The sequence below is a fragment of the Acinetobacter sp. AOR01_HL genome (assembly GCF_027855455.1).
Classification (GTDB): Bacteria; Pseudomonadota; Gammaproteobacteria; order Pseudomonadales; family Moraxellaceae; genus Acinetobacter; species Acinetobacter baumannii.
In genome coordinates this window covers 194614-213770 of record NZ_JAKTIM010000038.1, presented here as the reverse complement: position 1 = coordinate 213770, position 19157 = coordinate 194614, and the positions used below count along the sequence as shown (strand labels likewise).

The following is a 19157-nucleotide window of genomic DNA, read 5'->3' as shown; positions in this document are numbered from 1 at the left end:
TAGACACCTCCTTAAAAAAACCAACAATTATGGAAGTTTTTTAGAGATTCAGAATACATCTAGACTCAATTGTCTAAAAGGGAAATTTTTCACCATATCTTTTTTGAAAGGTATGTGAAAAGCTTAAATTGAAGCAAAAAGAAAATATTTCAAAATATCTTATCTCCTTACTCAATGAAGATAAGTAAAAGTTAGCACTAATCTATGTATCTGTTTTTATAGGGAACAAGTGACTTCTGTTTACAATGAAAACTTATGTGAAGAGAACGAGATAAAAAAGAGATTAAGCCACAAAAAACCGCCCCAAAAGGCGGTTGCTGAATTTTAACAGCTATGAATAGAAGTACGGCAGAAACCTTTCTATATTTCTTATCACATTATTTTTCTTCGTTTATAATTTTCATAAAAGCTTCAGATTTAAAATAGTTAATGATCAGTTCACCTTCATCATCTGGATGTGTAGATTTTGTTGGTGTCTTAGCGTTATCAAATTCGCAATTAAACTTAAAATCGGGCGGAATAAATTTTGAGATAGGTGGAAGATGGGTTTCCCCGCCTGTCGTCATTCGTTCTATAAATCCAGCTAACCATAAAATATATTCATCTTTATTTTTATGACTAGGCATGAGGCTAATATCAATTTTGACGGCACATTCATCTAGTGGCTTTGTTAAACATTCGTCAAAGTCAATAAAATTATATTTAAGCTTAAACTTTGTACCTTTGATTTCCTTTCGAATCACACCTATTAAGTTATTTAAATGCTCGGTCGGAGTATCAGAGAAAAGATCATCTTCTTTAATTTTTTTATACACCTTTTCAGCAATCATTAAATATTGTGGCATTTCCTATCTCCTTCCTTCCTCTTTCTGGCTGGTTGCTTACTCAGCTTTTTAAGGAAGTATGATAGAAATCATGTGTTGTAATGTAATTGTTGGTAACTTAATTGTAAGTAATGTAAAGTTATGAAATCTGAGTATCTAATAAAACGCATCTTATAACGACAAAGAGAACTACGTCACTGTTTTACTTATAAAAACGTAAATGATCGAAATAATTGTTTGCAATAAAATACAGCTCACATAATTACGTTAATTACTCATATATAACTATAGAAAATTTAAAAAATAATTTATAAACTTCTGTTTTTATTATGTTTTAAATTTTAACCTTCTTAGATTATAACAAAATCATACAGTTATTGTGAATTTTGACATATAAATTGAATATAAGAATGCTCTTATAGCTCTAACTTGGATGCAAATTAAATGCTTACATGATCAATCAGCTATATGAGCAGTATAGTACTATGGCTTTAAGTGCTTGGGGCTTTACTGATTTACCTTCTTATACAGATAAATATGATCCTAATGAGAAAGATATAGTGATAAAGACAAATAATTGGTTGAATGATGAGGCAGCAGAGGAAAAAACTCAACAAGGTCTCACTGCCTTTGTAGCTCTTGATGACGCATTTATGAGTATTGCATCACGAATTTATTTAATTAGAAATGCCAAGGAAACGATTGATCTACAATACTACATTTGGACCAATGATTTTGTGGGGAACCTTATTTTACATGAGCTGCTCAAGGCAGCGGATCGTGGCATCAAAGTTCGCTTATTAATTGATGATCAAAATGGTATAAAGCTTGATGGTATATTAAGAAGCCTTTTACAGCATACCAACTTTAAAATTAGATTATTTAATCCTTATAAATTTCGTTACTTACGTATCTTCGATTATCTCTTCCGATTTAAAAAAGTAAATCATCGGATGCACAATAAGCTCATTATTGCAGATGCATCGATTGCAGTAACAGGCGGTAGAAATATTAGTAGTGAATATTTTGAAGCAAGTAGTAAGTTTCAATTTACAGATATGGATATCTTATTTTACGGGTATGCAGTGCGACATGCCCAAGCTGTATTTACTGATTTTTGGGAAAGTACTTTAAGCGTAAATGCAACTGATATTATCGGAACTTGTGCTGAGTATCATTTAAAAGCTTTAAGAGAGCACTATGAACAACTCCACCACGAAGACCATAGCCTCACTGAAGATAAGCTTTACGATGCGCAGAGTTACTTAAAAGAGCTTTTAGAGCATAACCCTATTCAATGGTCTAAGGCCCATTTTGTTGCTGATTCTCCTAAAAAAATACTGGGCACTGCAACTGAACATGAAATGCTTTATGGCCAAGTCTTGTCTATTATGGGTAAACCTAAGCAACACTTAGAATTAGCTTCAGCTTATTTTGTACCTACCCAACAAGGCACTTATTACTTAAAGCAACTACGAGTTGAAGGCATAAAAGTCCGCGCTTTAACAAATTCTTTTGCTGCAAACGATGTTGCGATCGTACATGCCTTTTATAGCCAATACCGTGTAGAAATGCTTAAAAGTGGTATTGAACTGTATGAGTTTAAACCTGTTCTGGAACGACGACGTAGAACGTGGTACGAAATCGTAACAGGCAGCGTTATACCAGCAAAAGGAAAAAATAAGTCGAGCTTGCATGCCAAGTTTTTTGATGTAGATGGCAAAGTCTTTATCGGATCATTTAACTTTGATCCCCGCTCTACCTATTTAAACACCGAAGTAGGTTTGGTGATTGAGTCCAGTCAATTACAAACTCAGATTTCTGTTATGTTAGATCAACATTTACCTCAAGTAGCTTATCAACTTAAGCTAAATAGCCAAGGCCAAATTACTTGGCTAGATTACCAAGCAAACGGACAAATCATTGAATATGATAAAGACCCGGGAACCAGCCGTTTTCAGAGAACAATGATTAAAGCTGTCTCTTATTTGCCAATTGAGTGGATGATGTAATTTTCTTATTACAAGAAACCGATTTCCTTAAAGAATTTCTGATAGGCTTCTGCTTTTTTCTCGAGAGCTAATGGATATGCTCTAGAAGATGACGGTAATCGATATAAATTAATATCGCGGTCTGCAAAATAAGTTGATGTATATGTCCCAATTAAAGGTTTTTCTGTGTTCTCAGGTAAAACTGAGATTAAGGTATCTGTGGCTTTATCGCCCGTAGTCATAATAGTGTGACATTGAGGAATCTGTTTCAATAAAACCGCTAAGTCTGTCGGAGTGACAATTTCAAGAAACTTATCTGAAGCATTGCCCTTTAGGCGTTTTATTTGATACGCCGTATCAAAAATAGCAATGCCTGTCTCAATCAGAAAGCTGCGGATAGCTTCTTCGTTAAAGTTTTTTTGGTTCTCACTTAAAAAATAAGTTTTATCTTGAAAAAAGATTAAACCAAAAATTCTCCACATATCGTTTTGAAAGTTCGGATAGTAAAAGTCCATCTTCCATTTATTACGTGGTGGTGGAAAACTTCCTAACATTAATAAACGGGCATTTTCTGGCAAAAACGGTTGCAGTGGATGGGTCTCTATCTCAATTATCATAAAAAAACAGTATTTACTTCAAAATTTATAAATAACTTAACGTATTTTAAGGTTAATCACGAGTCAAGAAGTGCAAATTATCTTAATTAAATGTATTGAGGCGAAACGTTTTGTTGTTTCGTCTCAATCATTTCTAATTTTATATTCATGCTAAAAACCAAAAAATATTTAAGAATTTAAAACTTTAAAGACTTTCCCTGTTCTGGGATGAGCAAAGGTGTTATCTTGATCTAAATTGATAACTTTATCTGAAATCACAATCTTGGAAAGCGGTAACCAGTTTTGTTCGATTTCAGCCGAAGCTAAATTTTTCTCCAATGTATTTTCAAAAATTTGTTCTACCACAATTTCCATCCCACACATACTTTTCGCATTAACTTCTTTTAAAATATGGCGCTTTGACATTCTAATCTCCATTTTTTTATTCTTAACATAAAAAATAGTAAAGGGTGTTTTGCTACAATGTGTAAAATTTAACATTTGAAGTGTTTTTTTTGTTTTAAACATATTTATTTAATAATTAAATGAATAGTGGAATATCTTTAAATATAAGTTTTATTATTAAATTAACTTATTAAAGCTATCTTTATTTTAAGTAAAATTAATTTTATAAAAAATAATATTTAAAGGGTTCACGTATGAACCCTTGCATTTAACTTTAAACCTGGACAGCATTATCGAGTGAATTGTCATCTTTACTCTTATTATTATCCTTACTAATCAATGAGTCGGTATCACTATCAGTAGAGAAGCTCTTACTGTTCTTTTGCTTTTTCTTGTACATACACATGCCAATCGCAATACCTGTTCCTAATACTAAAATTGACTTTAACATTTTGCACCTCTTCAATTGACGGAGAAACTTCTGAGAAATCAACTTAAATTAATAGCATATTCTTTGTTATTTAAGGGCTTTCATTTGAGCCGCTTTTGTAAGGTATTTAATTTTTATGTTAATTAAAAAGTATAATTTTGAGAAAATAAATTTTGATACAAAGCAAAAAGCCTATTCTCAAAACAGAATAGGCTTTCTACTGTATTTCAGGATTAAGCAGTATTATTAATTGCTTTAAGCAATCTTATTTATATTTAAATACAATTCCAATGTATTTAATGCTGAACTTTTAGTCAAGATAGGAAGGCGATGATTTGCAATTAATTGGCTATTCTTGTGATGAAGTTCTCATTTTTTAATTAAGCAAAAGAAAACGCCCATTTCTACTTCTCAAAAAGAAATGAGCGTAAGTGAAAACCACTAAAGACCTGAAATACCAAATGTTCTTACATTTAGTAATGTTGATTCTAATTAACTTAGCAATTGGTTGACAATTAAACTAGTTGTACTTTTTTTAGTCATTTCGGCCAATAAAAAATGTAAAATAATTCGCTATTTTTAATATATTTAGCAATAAATTATTTACTTAGGATGCGATTGAGCACGGTTAGCCAGTTAGAAAAACAAATTTTTTCTATAATCTCATTCGAATAATGTCGCTTTTGCATTGCTTCAATCAGTAGGTGTAGTCCCCTTACATCTTCAATTTCATGACTAATCAGTGCTCCATCAAAGTCAGAACCAAAACCGACATGATTTTCTCCCATTTGATCTATTAAATATTCAAGATGTTCTAAAAGTACCTCAATGGATGTGTTTGCATCACGCTGCCCGTCTTTACGCAAAAATGCGACATCAAAATTTAACCCGACTATGCCTTTAGAATCCTTAATTGCTTTAAGTTGATTATCTGTTAAGTTTCTGGCTTGTGGACATAAAGCATGCACATTTGAGTGAGTTGCGACAATTGGCTGCTGAAGAATGTTAGCTGTATCCCAAAAAGCTCGTTCATTCATATGGGAAACATCAATCACCATTTTTTTATCAGCAGAGCGCTTTATAAAAGCTTTACCTTCGTTTGTAAGCCCTGCTCCGGTATCAGGTGAATGCGGAAACTTGGCATTTAAACCATGACCAAAACGACTTGGTCTATTCCAAAGTGGACCGATGCTACGAAGCCCAGCATCATAAAATACATCGAGTAAATCTGGATTATGTTGTAATGCTTCAGCACCTTCCATATGCAATACAATGGCTAACTTTTGCTGTGTTAGGCAGTGCTGGATGTCTTGAACAGTTGTGCAAATTTGAATGTCGTTAGAGTACTCGGCAAGTTGTTTTGCTAAATCGAGCTGTGCTAAACAAATGTGTTCAATTTGCTGTTGCGTGAAGTCGGATGCATCTTGGTCAAATAGTTTGTTGGGATGATGCTGCTTAACATAATGAAAAGGCGGCAAGAAAATAGCAAACATACCGCCAAAAAAACCGGCTTGTTGGCAACGTTTTAAATCGAGATGTCCGGCTAAACCTTCTTGAATAAAAGCTTGAGCAGGATTGTTATGATCACTTAACCACAATCGGGTTAGTACATCATTATGGCCATCAAAAACAGGAAATGTGCCATGGTTCATATCGGTTTTCTCATAGCTAATCATCTACAATATTTTGAACCGGAATGTTTTGTTGAACCGTGAATTGCTTTGAATTTCGGCTATTACGGAATACTAATTTTCCCAGAGAGGAATCAATTTCGCTCTCGGCACGTGCCTGCTCAATGAGTTGATGATACGGCGATTTACCACAAACAGGGTCTGCGTTACTTGCGTCGCCTGTTAACATATAAGCTTGACAACGACAGCCACCAAAGTCGCGGTCTTTATCTGGGCAACTACGACATCCTTCTGGCATCCATGCATCACCACGGAAGTGGTTAAAACCAGTAGACTCATACCAGATTTTTGATAGGCTTTGTTCACGAACATTTGGGAAAGAAATCGGTAATTGTCTTGCTGCGTGACAAGGCAGAGCCATACCATCTGGAGCAACTGTAAAGAAAATTTTACCCCAGCCATTCATACAGGCTTTTGGTCTTTCTTCGTAATAATCAGGCACTACAAAAATAAGTTTGCAAGGATGATTTTGCGCTTTTAACTTTTCCCGATATTCATTGGTAATACGTTCAGCACGTATGAGTTGTTCTTGTGTCGGTAATAAACCCTGACGGTTTAAAAATGCCCATCCATAAAACTGACAAATTGCTAGCTCGACTGTATCTGCATTAAGTTCTAGGCAAAGCTCAATAATTTTATCGATCTGGTCAATGTTATGCCGATGAATTACAAAATTGAGGACCATCGGATAATCATATTTCTTAACAAGTCGGCACATTTCATACTTTTGTTCAAAAGCATGTTTCGATCCTGCCAAAGCATCATTAACGACCGGATCACTCGCTTGAAAGCTGATTTGAATATGGTCTAGGCCAGCTTGCTTTAAATGCGAAATACGCTGTTCGGTAAGTCCCATGCCTGAGGTAATCAGGTTGGTGTAGAAGCCAAGTTGGTGTGCATGCGCCACAAGTTGTTCCAGATCTTGACGCACCAAAGGTTCACCACCGGAAAAACCGAGTTGTACAGCTCCCATTTGACGCGCTTGATCAAAAACATCAAACCACTCTTGCGTAGTCAGTTCATTTTTATGCTGCGCGTAGTCTAAAGGGTTTGAGCAATATGGACATTGTAGCGGGCAACGATAAGTTAACTCCGCTAATAACCATAGAGGTAGGCCAACACCTTCTGTCATACTAAATCAATCCAGTGTTGTTGCTGGGCAACTAACATGTAATCAATAACATCGTTGTCAATTTCGGCTACATCACCAAATTGTTGCTTGAGCTGGGCAATAATTGCAGAAACATTATTTGTCCCATCAATATACTGTCCAATAGCCCCTGCACTTTCATTTAATTTGATCATGCCTTCAGGATATAAAATAACAAAGCCATTTTGAGCAGGCTCAAATTGAAAGCGATAACCTTGGCGCCAAGTAGGCACAAGATTTACATCAAATTGTTCTTTATTCATTTAAATAGTCCTTTGTGCCATACCCGTTCTTGAGTCACGCTATGATACGGTGCTTCATTGTGTACATATGCCAGTGTTAAAGCATCTAAAATGCTCCATAGAATATCCAGTTTAAACTGTAATATTTCCAGCATTCTTTGTTGTTGTTCATGAGTAGTAAATGAATCAAGCGTGATTGTTAAACCATGTTCAACATCACGGCGTGCTTGACTTAAACGAGAGCGGAAATATTCATAGCCCTTGTCGTCAATCCAAGGGTAATGTTGTGGCCATGACTCAAGACGAGACTGATGAATTTGAGGTGCAAATAGCTCAGTTAAAGAACTGCTTGCTGCCTCACGCCATGACGCACGGCGTGCAAAATTTACATAGGCATCTACAGCAAATCGTACACCCGGCAAAACCAATTCTTCGGAAATCACTTGCTCACGACTCAAGCCTACAGCTTCGGCTAACCGTAACCATGCTTCTCGTCCACCGCCATCAGGATATTCACCATCTTGGTCAATCATGCGCTGAATCCATTCCTGTCGCACACGTTGATCAGGACAATTTGCCATGATCGCAGCATCTTTGAGCGGAATATTGATTTGATAGTAGTAGCGGTTTGCAACCCAAGCCTGAATTTGTTGTTGAGTGGCTTTTCCTTCATACATCATCACATGAAATGGGTGATAGATATGATAATACTGACCTTTATCAATAATGGCCTGTTTAAATTGTTCGGTCGTTAAAGCTTCAGGTGTTTGAGTCATGTTTCACCTTAGAGTTCAATTTGCATGCCATCAAAGGCAACTTCTACATCATTTGCTTTTAGTTCAGCAAATTGAGCAGAGTCTTCATTTAAAATCGGATTGGTATTATTAATATGAATTAGCACTTTCTTTGGTGTACTGAGTTGGTTTAAGTAAGATAACGAACCGCCTTCACCACTAATGTATAAATGCCCCATTTCACGGCCAGTTTTTTTCCCTACACCGGTTTGCTGCATTTCATCATCTGTCCATAGTGTGCCATCAATCATGACGCAGTCAGAATCTTGCATAATCTGCATGATTTGATCGTCAATCTTTCCAAGCCCTGGCGCATAAAACAACTGTTTTTGTGTTTTATGATCTTTGATGATTAAGGCAATATTGTCGCCCTCATGCGGGTCATGGCGATGTGGCGAGTATGGCGGCGCCGCGCTTTGAATAATTAAAGGCAAAAATTCTAAATTTTCGAAACCATCAATTTTAAAAGCTTGTTTAGGATCAATTTGGTGATATTGAAGACCACCATTCCAGTGTTTCAGCATATTGAATACCGGAAAACCCGTGGTGAGATCTTGATAGACCATTTCAGTACACCACACATTCATTGGACAGCCTTCACGTAAAGTTAAAAGTCCAGTGGTATGGTCAAGTTGGCTATCCATTAAAATAACATTGGTAATACCAGTATCACGTAATTTTCGCGCTGGTTGAGCCGCTTTAAAATCAAATAATTGTTGACGGATATCTGGTGATGCGTTTAATAAAATCCAGTCTACGCCGTTTTCTGAAATTGCAATTGAAGATTGAGTACGCACTTTGGCATTAATCGTACCTGTACGAACACCATGACAATTAGGACAATTACAGTTCCACTGAGGGAAACCGCCTCCAGCTGCTGAACCTAAAATATAAATATGCATAAAATTAATATCTTATTAGAAAGACATAAGCCCTAGAACAAGACTAGGGCTTATGACAGATTTGAATAGAAATGATTAACGTGCTTCAAAGTACATTGTTACTTCAAAACCAATACGTAAATCAGTGAAAGCTGGTTTTGTCCATTGCATAAATTTTACTCCAGTCAGTATTAATCTCGTGAAATGAATCACTTGATTAAATCTCATAAGGCAATTAAAAATTTATTCTAATTAAAAATGCCACGTTTGTAGATAAGCTCGGAACAAGATATTGTTCGATAATTGTGTTTTTTGTCCAAATTTTAATAAATCCTGATCTTTCAAAAGCATTTGAAAAGTCATAACAGGTCAATGTTCTGTTATGACTTATGCCTTACCCAGCTAAGTTCATCAAGTGTTGCTGTGCAATATAAAGTTCTTCTTCCGGCTTAGGATGACATTGCACCCAAGTTCCATCAGCTCGTAATTCCCATGCTTGACGATTGTCTTTCAAATAGTTGTTTAGGCCATCTTCAATGACTTGTTTCTTTAATTTTTTATTTTCAATTGGGAAGCAGGTTTCAATACGAGAGAACAAATTACGTTCCATCCAGTCTGCACTTGCACAATAAACTTTTGTATCGCCATCATTATAAAAATAGTAAACCCGCGTATGCTCCAAATAACGACCAACGATTGAACGTACTCGAATATTCTCTGAAAGTCCTGCAACTTGTGGTCTCAAGCAGCAAATTGAACGAATAATTAAATCAATTTTTACACCAGCTTGTGATGCTTTATAAAGCGCGCTGATGAGCTGTGGTTCAGTAAGCGCATTCACTTTAATGATGATGTGTGCTTTTTTACCAGCAAGGCTATTTTTAATTTCTTGTTCAATAAGTTCTAACAGCTGAGAATGTAAGGTAAATGGCGCATGAAAAAGTTTTTTAAGCTTTGCCATTTTGCCCATACCGGTCAGTTCTTGGAAAATTTTATGGACGTCTTCACAAATTTCCGCATCATTGGTCAGCAAACCAAAATCGGTATAGATTTTGGCATTCACTGCATGATAGTTACCTGTACCTAAATGCACATATCTTTTGATTTTATCTTGTTCACGGCGGACCACTAAAATCATTTTAGCATGAGTTTTATAGCCAACAATGCCATACACCACGACTGCGCCAGCTTCTTGCAAAACGTTAGCAACTTCAATATTTGATTCTTCATCAAAACGTGCCCGCAACTCAATAACCGCGGTCACTTCTTTACCATTACGCGCAGCTTCTGCGAGTAGCTGTACGATTTCCGAGTTGGCACCACTACGGTATAAGGTTTGTTTAATTGCTAAAACATTTGGATCTTGTGCAGCTTCCCGAAGGAACTTGATAACAGGTGCAAAAGAATCAAATGGATGATGAAGTAGAACATCTCCTGCTTTTAACACATCAAAAATCGGTTTTTTAGTGTATAAAAGCTGAGGCAAAACTTGTTGATATGGTTTATAGCGTAACTCTGGTAAATCAAAGTTTGAGATAAAACGGGCTAAATTAACGGGGCCATCGACGTAGTAAAGATGTTCTGCATCTAAATCGAATTGCTCTAATAAATAGTTAGCAATTTCTTCAGGACATTTTTTTGCTACTTCCAAACGAACTGCTTGGCCAAAACGGCGTGAAGATAATTCGCCTTTTAAAGCAGCAGCCAAATCTTCTACATCTTCAGAAACGGTTAAATCGGCATTTCGAGTTACACGAAATTGATGACAGCCCGTCGCTTTCATACCCGGAAATAAATCCGAAATATGTTGATGGATAATGGCCGAGAGCAGAATGTAATGCTCTGCACCGCCAGAAATATGTTCTGGAATTTTAACAAGCCTTGGTAACGAACGCGGTGCCGGCACAATAGCTAAATCAATTTGACGTCCAAAAGCGTCTTTACCTTCTAAAGTTACAATGAAGTTTAGACTTTTATTGACCAGCCTTGGAAATGGATGTGCTGGGTCTAGACTGATTGGCGTAACTACAGGTTGTACTTCTTTAAAAAAATACTCTTTAATCCATTCTTTATGCTTTTCTAATATATCGCCGTGCTGAATAAAATGAACGCCATAGCCTTGGAGTTGCGGTAACAAAGTATAGTTTAAGATTTTATATTGCTCTTCAACCGCCTCATGAGCATTTTTTGAAATTTGCTTTAATACTTCTACTAACGGTAAACCTTCTGGTCCGGTTGCCTGACTCATTAAGCTAATTTTCTGGATTAAACTTGCCACACGAATTTCAAAAAACTCATCCAGATTACGCGAAAAAATAATTAAAAAATTCAAACGTTCCAGTAATGGGTGTTCTATATCTTTGGCTTGAGCAAGCACCCGTTTATGAAACTCTAATAAAGAGAGTTCTCTATTAAGATATGTTTCTAAATTGTGCTGGTTTGAGCTAGCTAAAGTGGGCAATGATGTCATTCTTGACTCTTATACTGGGTAAAAAAGTTAAAATGAATAAAAAAGATTAATTTATTAATATATAACCGATTTTATCCACCGGACATTTTGTAACTGCTTTATTGCAAATTCATGAATTTTTTATGAAAACCTTAAAATTAATATTTATTTTTGCCTTATTTACTTCCTTCTAGTCATCCATATCTACCATCATCTTAACATTAATTTTTTAAAGATTATTCTATTTCGATTCAGTTTCAATTTTCATCAAATATTCATACTCTATGCGTATTTTTTATGCATCTTAATTCATCAATTGATAAAAAAATGACGACTTTAAACATACTATTTAAAACAACATCTTTATGTCTGGCAATGGCCTTATTGGTAGGCTGTAATGATAACGATGACAATGATTCAAGCACACCAGCACCGCGAAGTAACCAAACCGTAAATATTTTAGCTTTCAATGACTTTCATGGAAATTTAGAACCACCTAAACGTTACGTTGAAGCAGCGAATCCAAATGATGCATCTCAAACTGTACGTATTCCTGTCGGTGGTGTGAGTTACTTTGCAGATGCAATTAAGAAACTTAAAGCTCAAAATCCCAATAATGCTGTTGTGTCAGCAGGTGACTTAATTAGTGCTTCCCCACTCACTTCTTCGTTATTTCTAGATGAGCCTACTATTGAAGTCATGAATGATATTCAAATTGACTTTAATGCGGTTGGAAATCATGAGTTTGACCGTGGTACAGATGAATTGCGTCGTTTACAAAATGGCGGTTGTCAACAATATACCAGCACTGCCCCATGCCAAATTAATAAAAACTTTAGCGGCGCAAAATTCAATTTCCTTGCAGCTAACGTGGCAATGAAAAATGATACAAGTAAAACGATTTTTCCTGCCTATAAAGTCAAAACTTATGGCGGGATTCCTGTAGCTTTTATTGGTTTAACACTTAAAGCGACTCCAAGTATTGTTTCAGCGGCGGGTATTAAGGATGTTGAATTCCGTGATGAAGCGGATACGGTAAATGCGTTAATTCCTGAACTCCAAAAACAAGGTATTGAAGCCATTGTTGTCGTTGTCCATGAAGGTGCAGCGCCAAGTACGAAACTCAATCAAAAAACATGTGATGGCTTAAGTGGACCAATTTTAGGTATTTTAGATCGGTTAAATCCGGCAGTTGATATTGTTGTTTCGGGGCATACACATCAGTCTTATATTTGTGATTATGCAACCAAGAATCCGGCTAAACCGTTTTTACTAACCTCAGCTGGCCAATACGGCACGCTTATTACCGATATTAAGGTGGAGTTGGATGGTAAAACTGGCGATATCATTAAAAAGGATGCTAAACAAATTCCGGTTCAAAGTGAGGCCTATACTTCGGGTACAACCACTGTAAGTCTGACAGACCTCTATCAAAAATTTAGTAAAACGCCAAGTATCGAAGCGATTTTAGATAAATACCGTCAAGCAGTAACCACAATTTCTGGACGTGTTGTTGGAACTTCTACTGCCGTTGTGAGCCGTACACAAGTCGAAAGTGGTGAAAGCCCACTAGGTGATATGATTGCTGATGCACAGCAAGCTGCCGCTCTTCAAGCAAGTAATCAAGGTTCGGATTTTACGTTAATGAACCCGGGCGGTGTACGTGCTGACCTACTGATTAACAGCAATAACCAGATTACGTTTGGTGATATTTTTGCAGTTCAACCTTTCGGTAACTCGATTGTGACTTTGAGCTTAACCGGTAAACAGATTAGAGATGTGCTTGAACAGCAATGGTCTGGTGCAAATGCAAATTCGCCTAGAATTTTACAGCCGTCTAAAGAGTTGAGTTATCAATATGCGGCAAATACATCTGTTTCACCACGAGCAAGTAACATCATGGTTTCTGGTTCACCATTAGTTGACACTAAAGTATACCGTGTGACGGTAAATAGCTTCTTGGCAGATGGTGGTGACAACTTCACGGTGTTAAAAGAAGGTCAAAACCGTGTCGGTGGTGGTCAAGATATCGATGCGCTTGAAAGCTATGTTGCTAAGAACTCACCGTTAATTATTCCGGCTACGACTCGTATTAAAGTCATTAAATAACTCATTTAAGAAGGACAGTACGAAGCTGTCCTTTATTTTTATAACAGTTTAAAAGATTTTTATTCGGTATAAAGATTAAGTTCAACACTACTAATGTCGACTCCGGTGTTTGCAAAAATAATATCCGTAACCTCATGAAGTAATTCTTTAACTTTCTCATTTTCAAAGTTTAATGCTTCAGAGGTTTTGAGCGAAATGAGGTTACAGCTCATCTTGTCTTTTCTAAGCTTATAAATACTTTTACTTTTTCCTAAAAACACCCTTTTGATGATTTTACGGTTTTCAAACTCAGATAAAATTCGATAAATGGTACCTAACGTAATTTTATGTTCATTTTTAATTTGCGCATAGATACTTACCGCGCTTAAGCCTTGTGGGTTCTGATTTAAAATCTCAAAAACTTGTACCCTCGATTTTTTTATCGGTAATCCATTTAATAATGATTTTGATATTGTCGTCATCTTACTGAACCTTAATGTCTAGAAATATAGGAATTTTTTAAAATTATTTTGACTATATTTACCTGAAAATTATGGAAATGATTTGATCTATAAATTAGAACTTACTACCCTATAAATAAGCTCTGAGCTAATTATTACGTTTTAAAATAACTCCCATATTATCCCTCTCTTTGCTTTCTACATGTACGCACTTTGCGACTAGATGCATTCTTGAACTGAACCATATGGCGACCCTCTTCATTAATGTCACTCTTCAACATTATTTTGTATAATGGTTAACATATGATAATTATTATCATTTGTGTTTAACGGTGTATCATATACACATAAGTTTTAATATTCAATATTAAGTAATTATCAAATACATAATGATAACCATTATATTTTATTGATTAAATAATGATGAATTGCATCCATCCTCTATTATAAGTATTCATTTCGACCTATATAAAAAGCAGATCAATGACCTGCTCTTTATATCTTAAATACAGAAAGTTAAATGATTTTTATTCTAGAGGTAGTGCATCTTATTCTTGTATCCATGCTTGGATTACTTGTTGTGTTGTCATGACTTGAGCACATCGCGTACTGGCATATTTTAATGCCATATCGTGCTCTTCTCTGCTAAAGTCAGCCAGCGCATCACCGCATAAAAATGGCTGTATGTTTAGCATAAATGCTTCCGCAGCACTCATTAGACAACCAATATGTGCATATACACCACAGATAATGAGTTGATCGCGACCAGAGTCTCGCATGAGTTGTTCGAGCGGAGAAAATTTAAAAACACTATATCTCCACTTAGTAAGCACCGTATCATTTTTTTGAGGTGAAATTTTCGGAAAAATCTGTGTGATGTTTGGCTCATCCTTTAAACCAGGCCCCCAAAAGTCGGTTAATAACTGCCGATATTCATGTGATTGGTTGCCAGGTTGTGCTGTATAAACAACAGGAATATTAGACTGGCGAGCAGCATCAATTAATGCCTTGGTGTTTTGAATTAGTTCTGGAATAGGTTCTTGGGTTAGATCATAGAAATCTAAAAAATATTGCTGCATATCATGAACCAATAAAACAGCACGACTGGTATGCAATGGCCAATTTGTTTTGTTTGGAGTAAATTCGTGCGCTTGGGGCATGCTGTAACTTGCAATCTTTGGAATACTCATTGGTATTTTCCTTTTCTATCTTTAAAAATATTTGTTCTTTAATTTCAGTGTATTGTTGTGCTGAAGTAAGCTTTAAACCCCAAGTGTAGCTCCTCCATCTACCACTATTTCTTGCATAGTAATTTGGGCCGCTCGGTCCGAAAGTAAAAAGCTCACGGTATTGGCAATATCATCTGGTTGCGCGAGTTTTCTTAATGGAATTCCTGTTCGATACTGGCTCAAATCACCATCAATTACTGCAGGTGGAGGTGCATTATCTGTCCAGAGTTGTTGCTGCATTTGAGTGAGAGTAGATCCAGGTGAAACGATATTCAGCCTGACTTGATAAGGGGCGATTTCAAGTGCCAGATTGCGACAAAAATGACTTAGTGCAGCCTTAGTGGTGGCGTACATACCAAGTTGCATACGTGGCATACGCGCACTATTTGAACTAATAGTGACAATGCTACCCCGCCTTTTTGCACAAAAATGTTTAGCAACTTGTTGGCTGATCGCGATAGGCGCCATGACATTGACCGCAAAAAGTGTTTCCCAATCTTCCGTTTTTGCTTCAAGCATGGAGCGCATAATTAATACTCCTGCTGCATTTACTAACCCCGTAATTTCGTATTTTTCTAACAGCTCTGAAATTAAAGTTTGTGTTTCTTGTTGATGGGTAATGTCTTGTGAGATGCCTTGCCATTGTGAAGATTGATCTGACGTCATTGTTTTACTGATATCCCATTGTTCAGGATTTTTTTGACAGTCAATACCAATAACATGATACCCCTGATCTAGTAGTTGCTTGGCGATAGCTGCTCCTATCCCTCTTGCAGCACCTGTGACCACGATGGTAGAGCGCATGTTAATACTCCAATTTATATTATAAAGAAATCTATAAATATAATTGCAAATAATTATCATTCTTATCAAGAGCAAATGGATATAAAAGTTCAAATTATGATCTGATACAAATGAGTTACAGCTTAAAATTACAAGCTAAAATATTGTTTTATACGTAGTTTATAAAATTTAAAGGTCAAGAATATTTTGTTATTAATAATCATTTTCAATAAGACAGGTTTTGATTTATTCGACTAAAATCAGATTTATGGTTTATCAAACCTAGTAACTTTTTAGGCTTCAATCTCCCGCAGGCTCAGAATGAGTTCTCTATAACTCCGACTCTCGTAAGTTTGGAAATGCGTATAAAAAATGAAAAATTATAAAATCCACATTGTTTCGGTCAGTTGTTTAATCTCTTGAATATCATGACTTACATAAATCATCGGAATTTTAATTTCCTCTTTTACTTTCTGAAAAAAAGGAATAATTTCAGCTTTATGATTCGCATCTAATGCTGATAAAGGTTCATCAAGCAGTAACAGTTTAGGTGAATATAACAATGCTCGACCTAGTGCCACGCGCTGCTTTTCTCCACCAGAAAGTTTGATAGGCATACGTTGTAATAAATGATCTAACTTTAATAATTCAATAATGTAATCTGCTTCAAAGTGACGTTCTTGTTGGGAAAGATGCTGAAAACCAAATAATAAATTTTGCTTGACTGTTTTATGCGGAAAAAGCTGAGCATCTTGAAAAACCAATCCAACATGCCGTTTTTGCGTGCTGACATTAATTTTTTGATTTGAATCAAACCACGTTTGATCCTGTATTTTAATAAGCCCACTACGCGGAGTGTTCAGCCCTGCAATGGCATGTAAAATGGACGTTTTACCTGACCCAGAGGCACCAAATAAGCCAATAACAGCAGCATCTGACTGGAAACTAGGCTCAATATGAAATTGGCCCATGTGTAGCTCAAAACGGCAATCAATCAACATAATTTTACCGCCCTAAACGCTTCTTTTGATCACGATGAAACCACTGCGCAAACCATAATGCCAGAAAAGCTACACTTAACGATAAAACAATAAGCCTTTGAATAGCAGCTTCTGTATCGGGTTGTTGCATTAAGCTATACATGGCTAGAGGCAAAGTCCGTGTTTCATTTGAAATATTACCCACAAAGGTAATGGTGGCCCCAAACTCCCCTAAACTGCGGCAAAAACATAAAATAGCACCAATTAAAATGCCACTGCTGGCAAGAGGCAAAGTGACATGAAAAAATGCCCCTAAAGATGAAGCTCCTAATGTCTTTGCTGCTATTTCTAAACGCTGATCGACCAGTTCAATCGCTAGACGAATAGATTGCACCAAAAGCGGAAAACCCATCACTGCCGAAGCAAGAACGGCGCCTTTCCAGTTAAATGCAAAATCAATTCCGAGTGGGGCCAAATATTGCCCAATAATGCCGCGGCTCCCAAAAACTTGTAAAAGCAAATAACCAGGAACTACTGGCGGTAGTACTAAAGGTAAAAACACCAATGTTTCAATGAATGACTTACCCCAAAACTCTTTACGTGCCAGAAACCATCCCACACAAATTGCAGGAATAATACTAACCACAAGACAACTCGCTGCCACCTTACAAGAAAGTTGCAGAACGCTGAGCTCTTCTGGGGTTAGAGAAAACATCATGGCTTGACTGGAGCCAACATATTAAAGCCATATTTTTTAAAGACAGCTTTGGCTTGGTTGCTTTGTAAAAATTGATAGAACTTTGCTGTGTTTGAGTTCTTTTTAATCATCCCTACAGGATAAATAATTGGTGAATGCGTATTTTCCGGAAATATGCCTGCTACCTTCACGTCTTTACTAATCGCAGCATCGGTTGCATAGACAATACCGACCTGACATTCACCACGCGCAACAAAGTTTAAAGCAGCTCGAACATCTTCTGTTTCAACTAACTTTGGCTCAATACGATTCCACCAACCTAAATTAGTAAAAGCTTGTTTAGCATATTTGCCTACAGGCACACTTTTGGTATCTCCTGTACAAATCTTTCCTGTAAACACTCTATTGGGATCGGTCGTTTTATCTAGTTTTATGTTTAATGATTGCCCTTTAGGGGTAATTAGCACCAAACGGTTACCTAATAAATTTATACGGTCTTTTGCTGCAACTCGTTTTTTGTTTTGTAGATAATCCATCCACTGGGTATCTGCTGAAATAAAAATATCAGCTGGTGCTCCAGCTTCAATTTGTTTAGCTAAGGTTGATGATCCTGCATACGAAGTTTTAACTTCTACTTTATTCTGTTTTTCGTAAATTTTTTCTAAATCGTTAATTGCATTCGTTAAACTTGCTGCTGCATAAACAGTAACTGATTCAGCCTTGGCTGAGATATTAAAGACCAATCCGATGCTGAGGACTGAACAGGCTAAAGCCAATTTTTTTATCTTTGTATCACTTACCATTATTTTTACCTTTTTGTCGTTTTTACAGCGATATATACCCAAGAATATAGCGCTACATGAAGATTATGAAAAGCATAATTCATTAACTATAGATGTCTGGAATGCAGCAGTGCTTTTTCAGCACGTAATTTGAATTAAGCAAAAGCTATACCAAATTAAAAGATTTCATACCTAAACAATCTTTTATCTTAACCTTTTAAATAGCTACTCATAATTTGATAATCATGTTCTAAGGCTTGTCGAGCATTGATTTCCATTTGGCGGTAATGTTGTAAGACTTTCTGGCCCAAAGCTGTGACAGCTGCCCCACCACCATGTGTTCCGCCTGTTTGTGTTTCTACTAAAGCTGTTTCAAAGCATTGATTCATTGTATCGACCAATTGCCATGCACGGCGGTAGCTCATATTCATAGATTTTGCAGCTTGTGAGATTGAACCAGTTCTCGCAATTGCTTCAAGTAAGTCCGCCTTACCCGGACCAAATGCAATGTTTTGCTCTAAAAGAATTCTAATTTGTAATTTTAAGTTTTGTTCTTTCATAGACTTAGTTCACAAAATTTCATTTTATGTTCATTAATTATAAGGAACTTTAATAGCTTAAAACACATACAAATTTAAATCTCTACTCTTTCTTCAAAAGAGTTCATTTAAAAAATCAAATCTG

19 protein-coding genes are annotated in these 19157 nt (G+C 36.2%); 2 read left to right on the top strand and 17 right to left on the bottom strand.

Translation table 11 applies throughout. From position 1 onward, the window contains the following. Positions 1 to 377: 377 nt before the first annotated feature. On the bottom strand, positions 378 to 845 hold the full coding sequence (locus tag MKL62_RS12040; RefSeq protein ID WP_005128670.1) for a hypothetical protein: 468 nt from the start codon (positions 843 to 845) through the stop codon (positions 378 to 380). Positions 846 to 1276: 431 nt separating this feature from the next. On the opposite strand from MKL62_RS12040, the gene MKL62_RS12035 reads away from it, so the two are divergent. Next, positions 1277 to 2836, top strand: a complete 1560-nt coding sequence (locus MKL62_RS12035; RefSeq protein ID WP_005128671.1) for a phospholipase D family protein — start codon at positions 1277 to 1279, stop codon at positions 2834 to 2836. Between the two features lie 8 nt (positions 2837 to 2844). On the opposite strand, the gene MKL62_RS12030 is transcribed toward MKL62_RS12035, so the two are convergent. From MKL62_RS12030 to ppk1, 9 genes are all read right to left on the bottom strand, one after another. After that, complete coding sequence (locus MKL62_RS12030) at positions 2845 to 3432, bottom strand: uracil-DNA glycosylase family protein (protein ID WP_005128672.1); 588 nt, start codon at positions 3430 to 3432, stop codon at positions 2845 to 2847. 168 nt (positions 3433 to 3600) lie between these two features. After that, on the bottom strand, positions 3601 to 3837 hold the full coding sequence (locus MKL62_RS12025; protein WP_000044010.1) for a hypothetical protein: 237 nt from the start codon (positions 3835 to 3837) through the stop codon (positions 3601 to 3603). Between the two features lie 1008 nt (positions 3838 to 4845). After that, the gene (locus tag MKL62_RS12020; RefSeq protein WP_005128675.1) at positions 4846 to 5898 is read right to left on the bottom strand and encodes a dipeptidase; all 1053 of its coding nucleotides are present in this window, start codon (positions 5896 to 5898) and stop codon (positions 4846 to 4848) included. Between the two features lie 16 nt (positions 5899 to 5914). Continuing rightward, positions 5915 to 7069: a pyrroloquinoline quinone biosynthesis protein PqqE gene (gene pqqE / locus MKL62_RS12015; RefSeq protein ID WP_002047332.1), complete on the bottom strand. Its 1155-nt coding sequence runs from the start codon at positions 7067 to 7069 to the stop codon at positions 5915 to 5917. Further along, positions 7066 to 7350, bottom strand: coding sequence for a pyrroloquinoline quinone biosynthesis peptide chaperone PqqD (pqqD, locus tag MKL62_RS12010; RefSeq protein ID WP_001031364.1), 285 nt, complete (start codon positions 7348 to 7350; stop codon positions 7066 to 7068). Before pqqD ends, pqqE begins: the two co-directional genes overlap by 4 nt. Next, entirely contained in the window at positions 7347 to 8105 is a 759-nt protein-coding gene (gene pqqC, locus MKL62_RS12005; protein ID WP_000195110.1) for a pyrroloquinoline-quinone synthase PqqC, read from the bottom strand. The genes pqqD and pqqC overlap by 4 nt, the downstream gene beginning before the upstream one ends. An 8-nt stretch (positions 8106 to 8113) precedes the next feature. Further along, positions 8114 to 9025, bottom strand: a complete 912-nt coding sequence (gene pqqB, locus MKL62_RS12000) for a pyrroloquinoline quinone biosynthesis protein PqqB (protein ID WP_005128677.1) — start codon at positions 9023 to 9025, stop codon at positions 8114 to 8116. Between the two features lie 75 nt (positions 9026 to 9100). Next, positions 9101 to 9175 (bottom strand): pyrroloquinoline quinone precursor peptide PqqA, encoded by a 75-nt coding sequence (pqqA, locus tag MKL62_RS11995; protein WP_001982218.1) that lies wholly within the window; start codon positions 9173 to 9175, stop codon positions 9101 to 9103. Between the two features lie 223 nt (positions 9176 to 9398). Then, positions 9399 to 11474 carry a polyphosphate kinase 1 gene (ppk1, locus tag MKL62_RS11990; protein ID WP_005128678.1) on the bottom strand — a complete coding sequence of 692 codons (2076 nt, stop codon included), beginning with the start codon at positions 11472 to 11474 and terminating at the stop codon, positions 9399 to 9401. Between the two features lie 306 nt (positions 11475 to 11780). On the opposite strand from ppk1, the gene MKL62_RS11985 reads away from it, so the two are divergent. Next, on the top strand, positions 11781 to 13562 hold the full coding sequence (locus MKL62_RS11985; protein WP_031945815.1) for a bifunctional metallophosphatase/5'-nucleotidase: 1782 nt from the start codon (positions 11781 to 11783) through the stop codon (positions 13560 to 13562). A gap of 59 nt (positions 13563 to 13621) precedes the next feature. Here the strand turns inward: MKL62_RS11985 and MKL62_RS11980 are convergent, their stop codons facing one another. The 7 genes from MKL62_RS11980 to MKL62_RS11950 all read right to left on the bottom strand — a co-directional run bounded on the left by MKL62_RS11980 (position 13622) and on the right by MKL62_RS11950 (position 19033). After that, a complete protein-coding gene (locus MKL62_RS11980; RefSeq protein WP_000207886.1) occupies positions 13622 to 14023 on the bottom strand; it encodes a transcriptional repressor in 402 nt (133 codons plus the stop codon). A gap of 527 nt (positions 14024 to 14550) precedes the next feature. Next, positions 14551 to 15192, bottom strand: a complete 642-nt coding sequence (locus tag MKL62_RS11975; RefSeq protein ID WP_005128680.1) for an isochorismatase family protein — start codon at positions 15190 to 15192, stop codon at positions 14551 to 14553. Between the two features lie 72 nt (positions 15193 to 15264). Next, positions 15265 to 16035, bottom strand: coding sequence for an SDR family oxidoreductase (locus MKL62_RS11970; RefSeq protein WP_001257949.1), 771 nt, complete (start codon positions 16033 to 16035; stop codon positions 15265 to 15267). A gap of 359 nt (positions 16036 to 16394) precedes the next feature. Continuing rightward, positions 16395 to 17015 carry an ATP-binding cassette domain-containing protein gene (locus MKL62_RS11965; protein ID WP_025470041.1) on the bottom strand — a complete coding sequence of 207 codons (621 nt, stop codon included), beginning with the start codon at positions 17013 to 17015 and terminating at the stop codon, positions 16395 to 16397. Between the two features lie 4 nt (positions 17016 to 17019). After that, complete coding sequence (gene modB / locus MKL62_RS11960) at positions 17020 to 17712, bottom strand: molybdate ABC transporter permease subunit (protein WP_005128682.1); 693 nt, start codon at positions 17710 to 17712, stop codon at positions 17020 to 17022. Then, positions 17709 to 18494: a molybdate ABC transporter substrate-binding protein gene (gene modA / locus MKL62_RS11955; protein WP_005128683.1), complete on the bottom strand. Its 786-nt coding sequence runs from the start codon at positions 18492 to 18494 to the stop codon at positions 17709 to 17711. Before modA ends, modB begins: the two co-directional genes overlap by 4 nt. 188 nt (positions 18495 to 18682) lie before the next feature. Next, positions 18683 to 19033 (bottom strand): winged helix-turn-helix domain-containing protein, encoded by a 351-nt coding sequence (locus tag MKL62_RS11950; protein WP_000664116.1) that lies wholly within the window; start codon positions 19031 to 19033, stop codon positions 18683 to 18685. Positions 19034 to 19157: the final 124 nt, after the last annotated feature.

Excerpts from the sequence above, each read along its gene's own strand:
- MKL62_RS12040 (WP_005128670.1), bottom strand. The coding sequence starts at position 845 with ATGCCACAATATTTAATGATTGCTGAAAAGGTGTATAAAAAAATTAAA.
- MKL62_RS12035 (WP_005128671.1), top strand. The coding sequence starts at position 1,277 with ATGATCAATCAGCTATATGAGCAGTATAGTACTATGGCTTTAAGTGCT.
- MKL62_RS12030 (WP_005128672.1), bottom strand. The coding sequence starts at position 3,432 with ATGATAATTGAGATAGAGACCCATCCACTGCAACCGTTTTTGCCAGAA.
- MKL62_RS12025 (WP_000044010.1), bottom strand. The coding sequence starts at position 3,837 with ATGTCAAAGCGCCATATTTTAAAAGAAGTTAATGCGAAAAGTATGTGT.
- MKL62_RS12020 (WP_005128675.1), bottom strand. The coding sequence starts at position 5,898 with ATGAACCATGGCACATTTCCTGTTTTTGATGGCCATAATGATGTACTA.
- pqqE (WP_002047332.1), bottom strand. The coding sequence starts at position 7,069 with ATGACAGAAGGTGTTGGCCTACCTCTATGGTTATTAGCGGAGTTAACT.
- pqqD (WP_001031364.1), bottom strand. The coding sequence starts at position 7,350 with ATGAATAAAGAACAATTTGATGTAAATCTTGTGCCTACTTGGCGCCAA.
- pqqC (WP_000195110.1), bottom strand. The coding sequence starts at position 8,105 with ATGACTCAAACACCTGAAGCTTTAACGACCGAACAATTTAAACAGGCC.
- pqqB (WP_005128677.1), bottom strand. The coding sequence starts at position 9,025 with ATGCATATTTATATTTTAGGTTCAGCAGCTGGAGGCGGTTTCCCTCAG.
- ppk1 (WP_005128678.1), bottom strand. The coding sequence starts at position 11,474 with ATGACATCATTGCCCACTTTAGCTAGCTCAAACCAGCACAATTTAGAA.
- MKL62_RS11985 (WP_031945815.1), top strand. The coding sequence starts at position 11,781 with ATGACGACTTTAAACATACTATTTAAAACAACATCTTTATGTCTGGCA.
- MKL62_RS11980 (WP_000207886.1), bottom strand. The coding sequence starts at position 14,023 with ATGACGACAATATCAAAATCATTATTAAATGGATTACCGATAAAAAAA.
- MKL62_RS11975 (WP_005128680.1), bottom strand. The coding sequence starts at position 15,192 with ATGAGTATTCCAAAGATTGCAAGTTACAGCATGCCCCAAGCGCACGAA.
- MKL62_RS11970 (WP_001257949.1), bottom strand. The coding sequence starts at position 16,035 with ATGCGCTCTACCATCGTGGTCACAGGTGCTGCAAGAGGGATAGGAGCA.
- MKL62_RS11965 (WP_025470041.1), bottom strand. The coding sequence starts at position 17,015 with ATGTTGATTGATTGCCGTTTTGAGCTACACATGGGCCAATTTCATATT.
- modB (WP_005128682.1), bottom strand. The coding sequence starts at position 17,712 with ATGATGTTTTCTCTAACCCCAGAAGAGCTCAGCGTTCTGCAACTTTCT.
- modA (WP_005128683.1), bottom strand. The coding sequence starts at position 18,494 with ATGGTAAGTGATACAAAGATAAAAAAATTGGCTTTAGCCTGTTCAGTC.
- MKL62_RS11950 (WP_000664116.1), bottom strand. The coding sequence starts at position 19,033 with ATGAAAGAACAAAACTTAAAATTACAAATTAGAATTCTTTTAGAGCAA.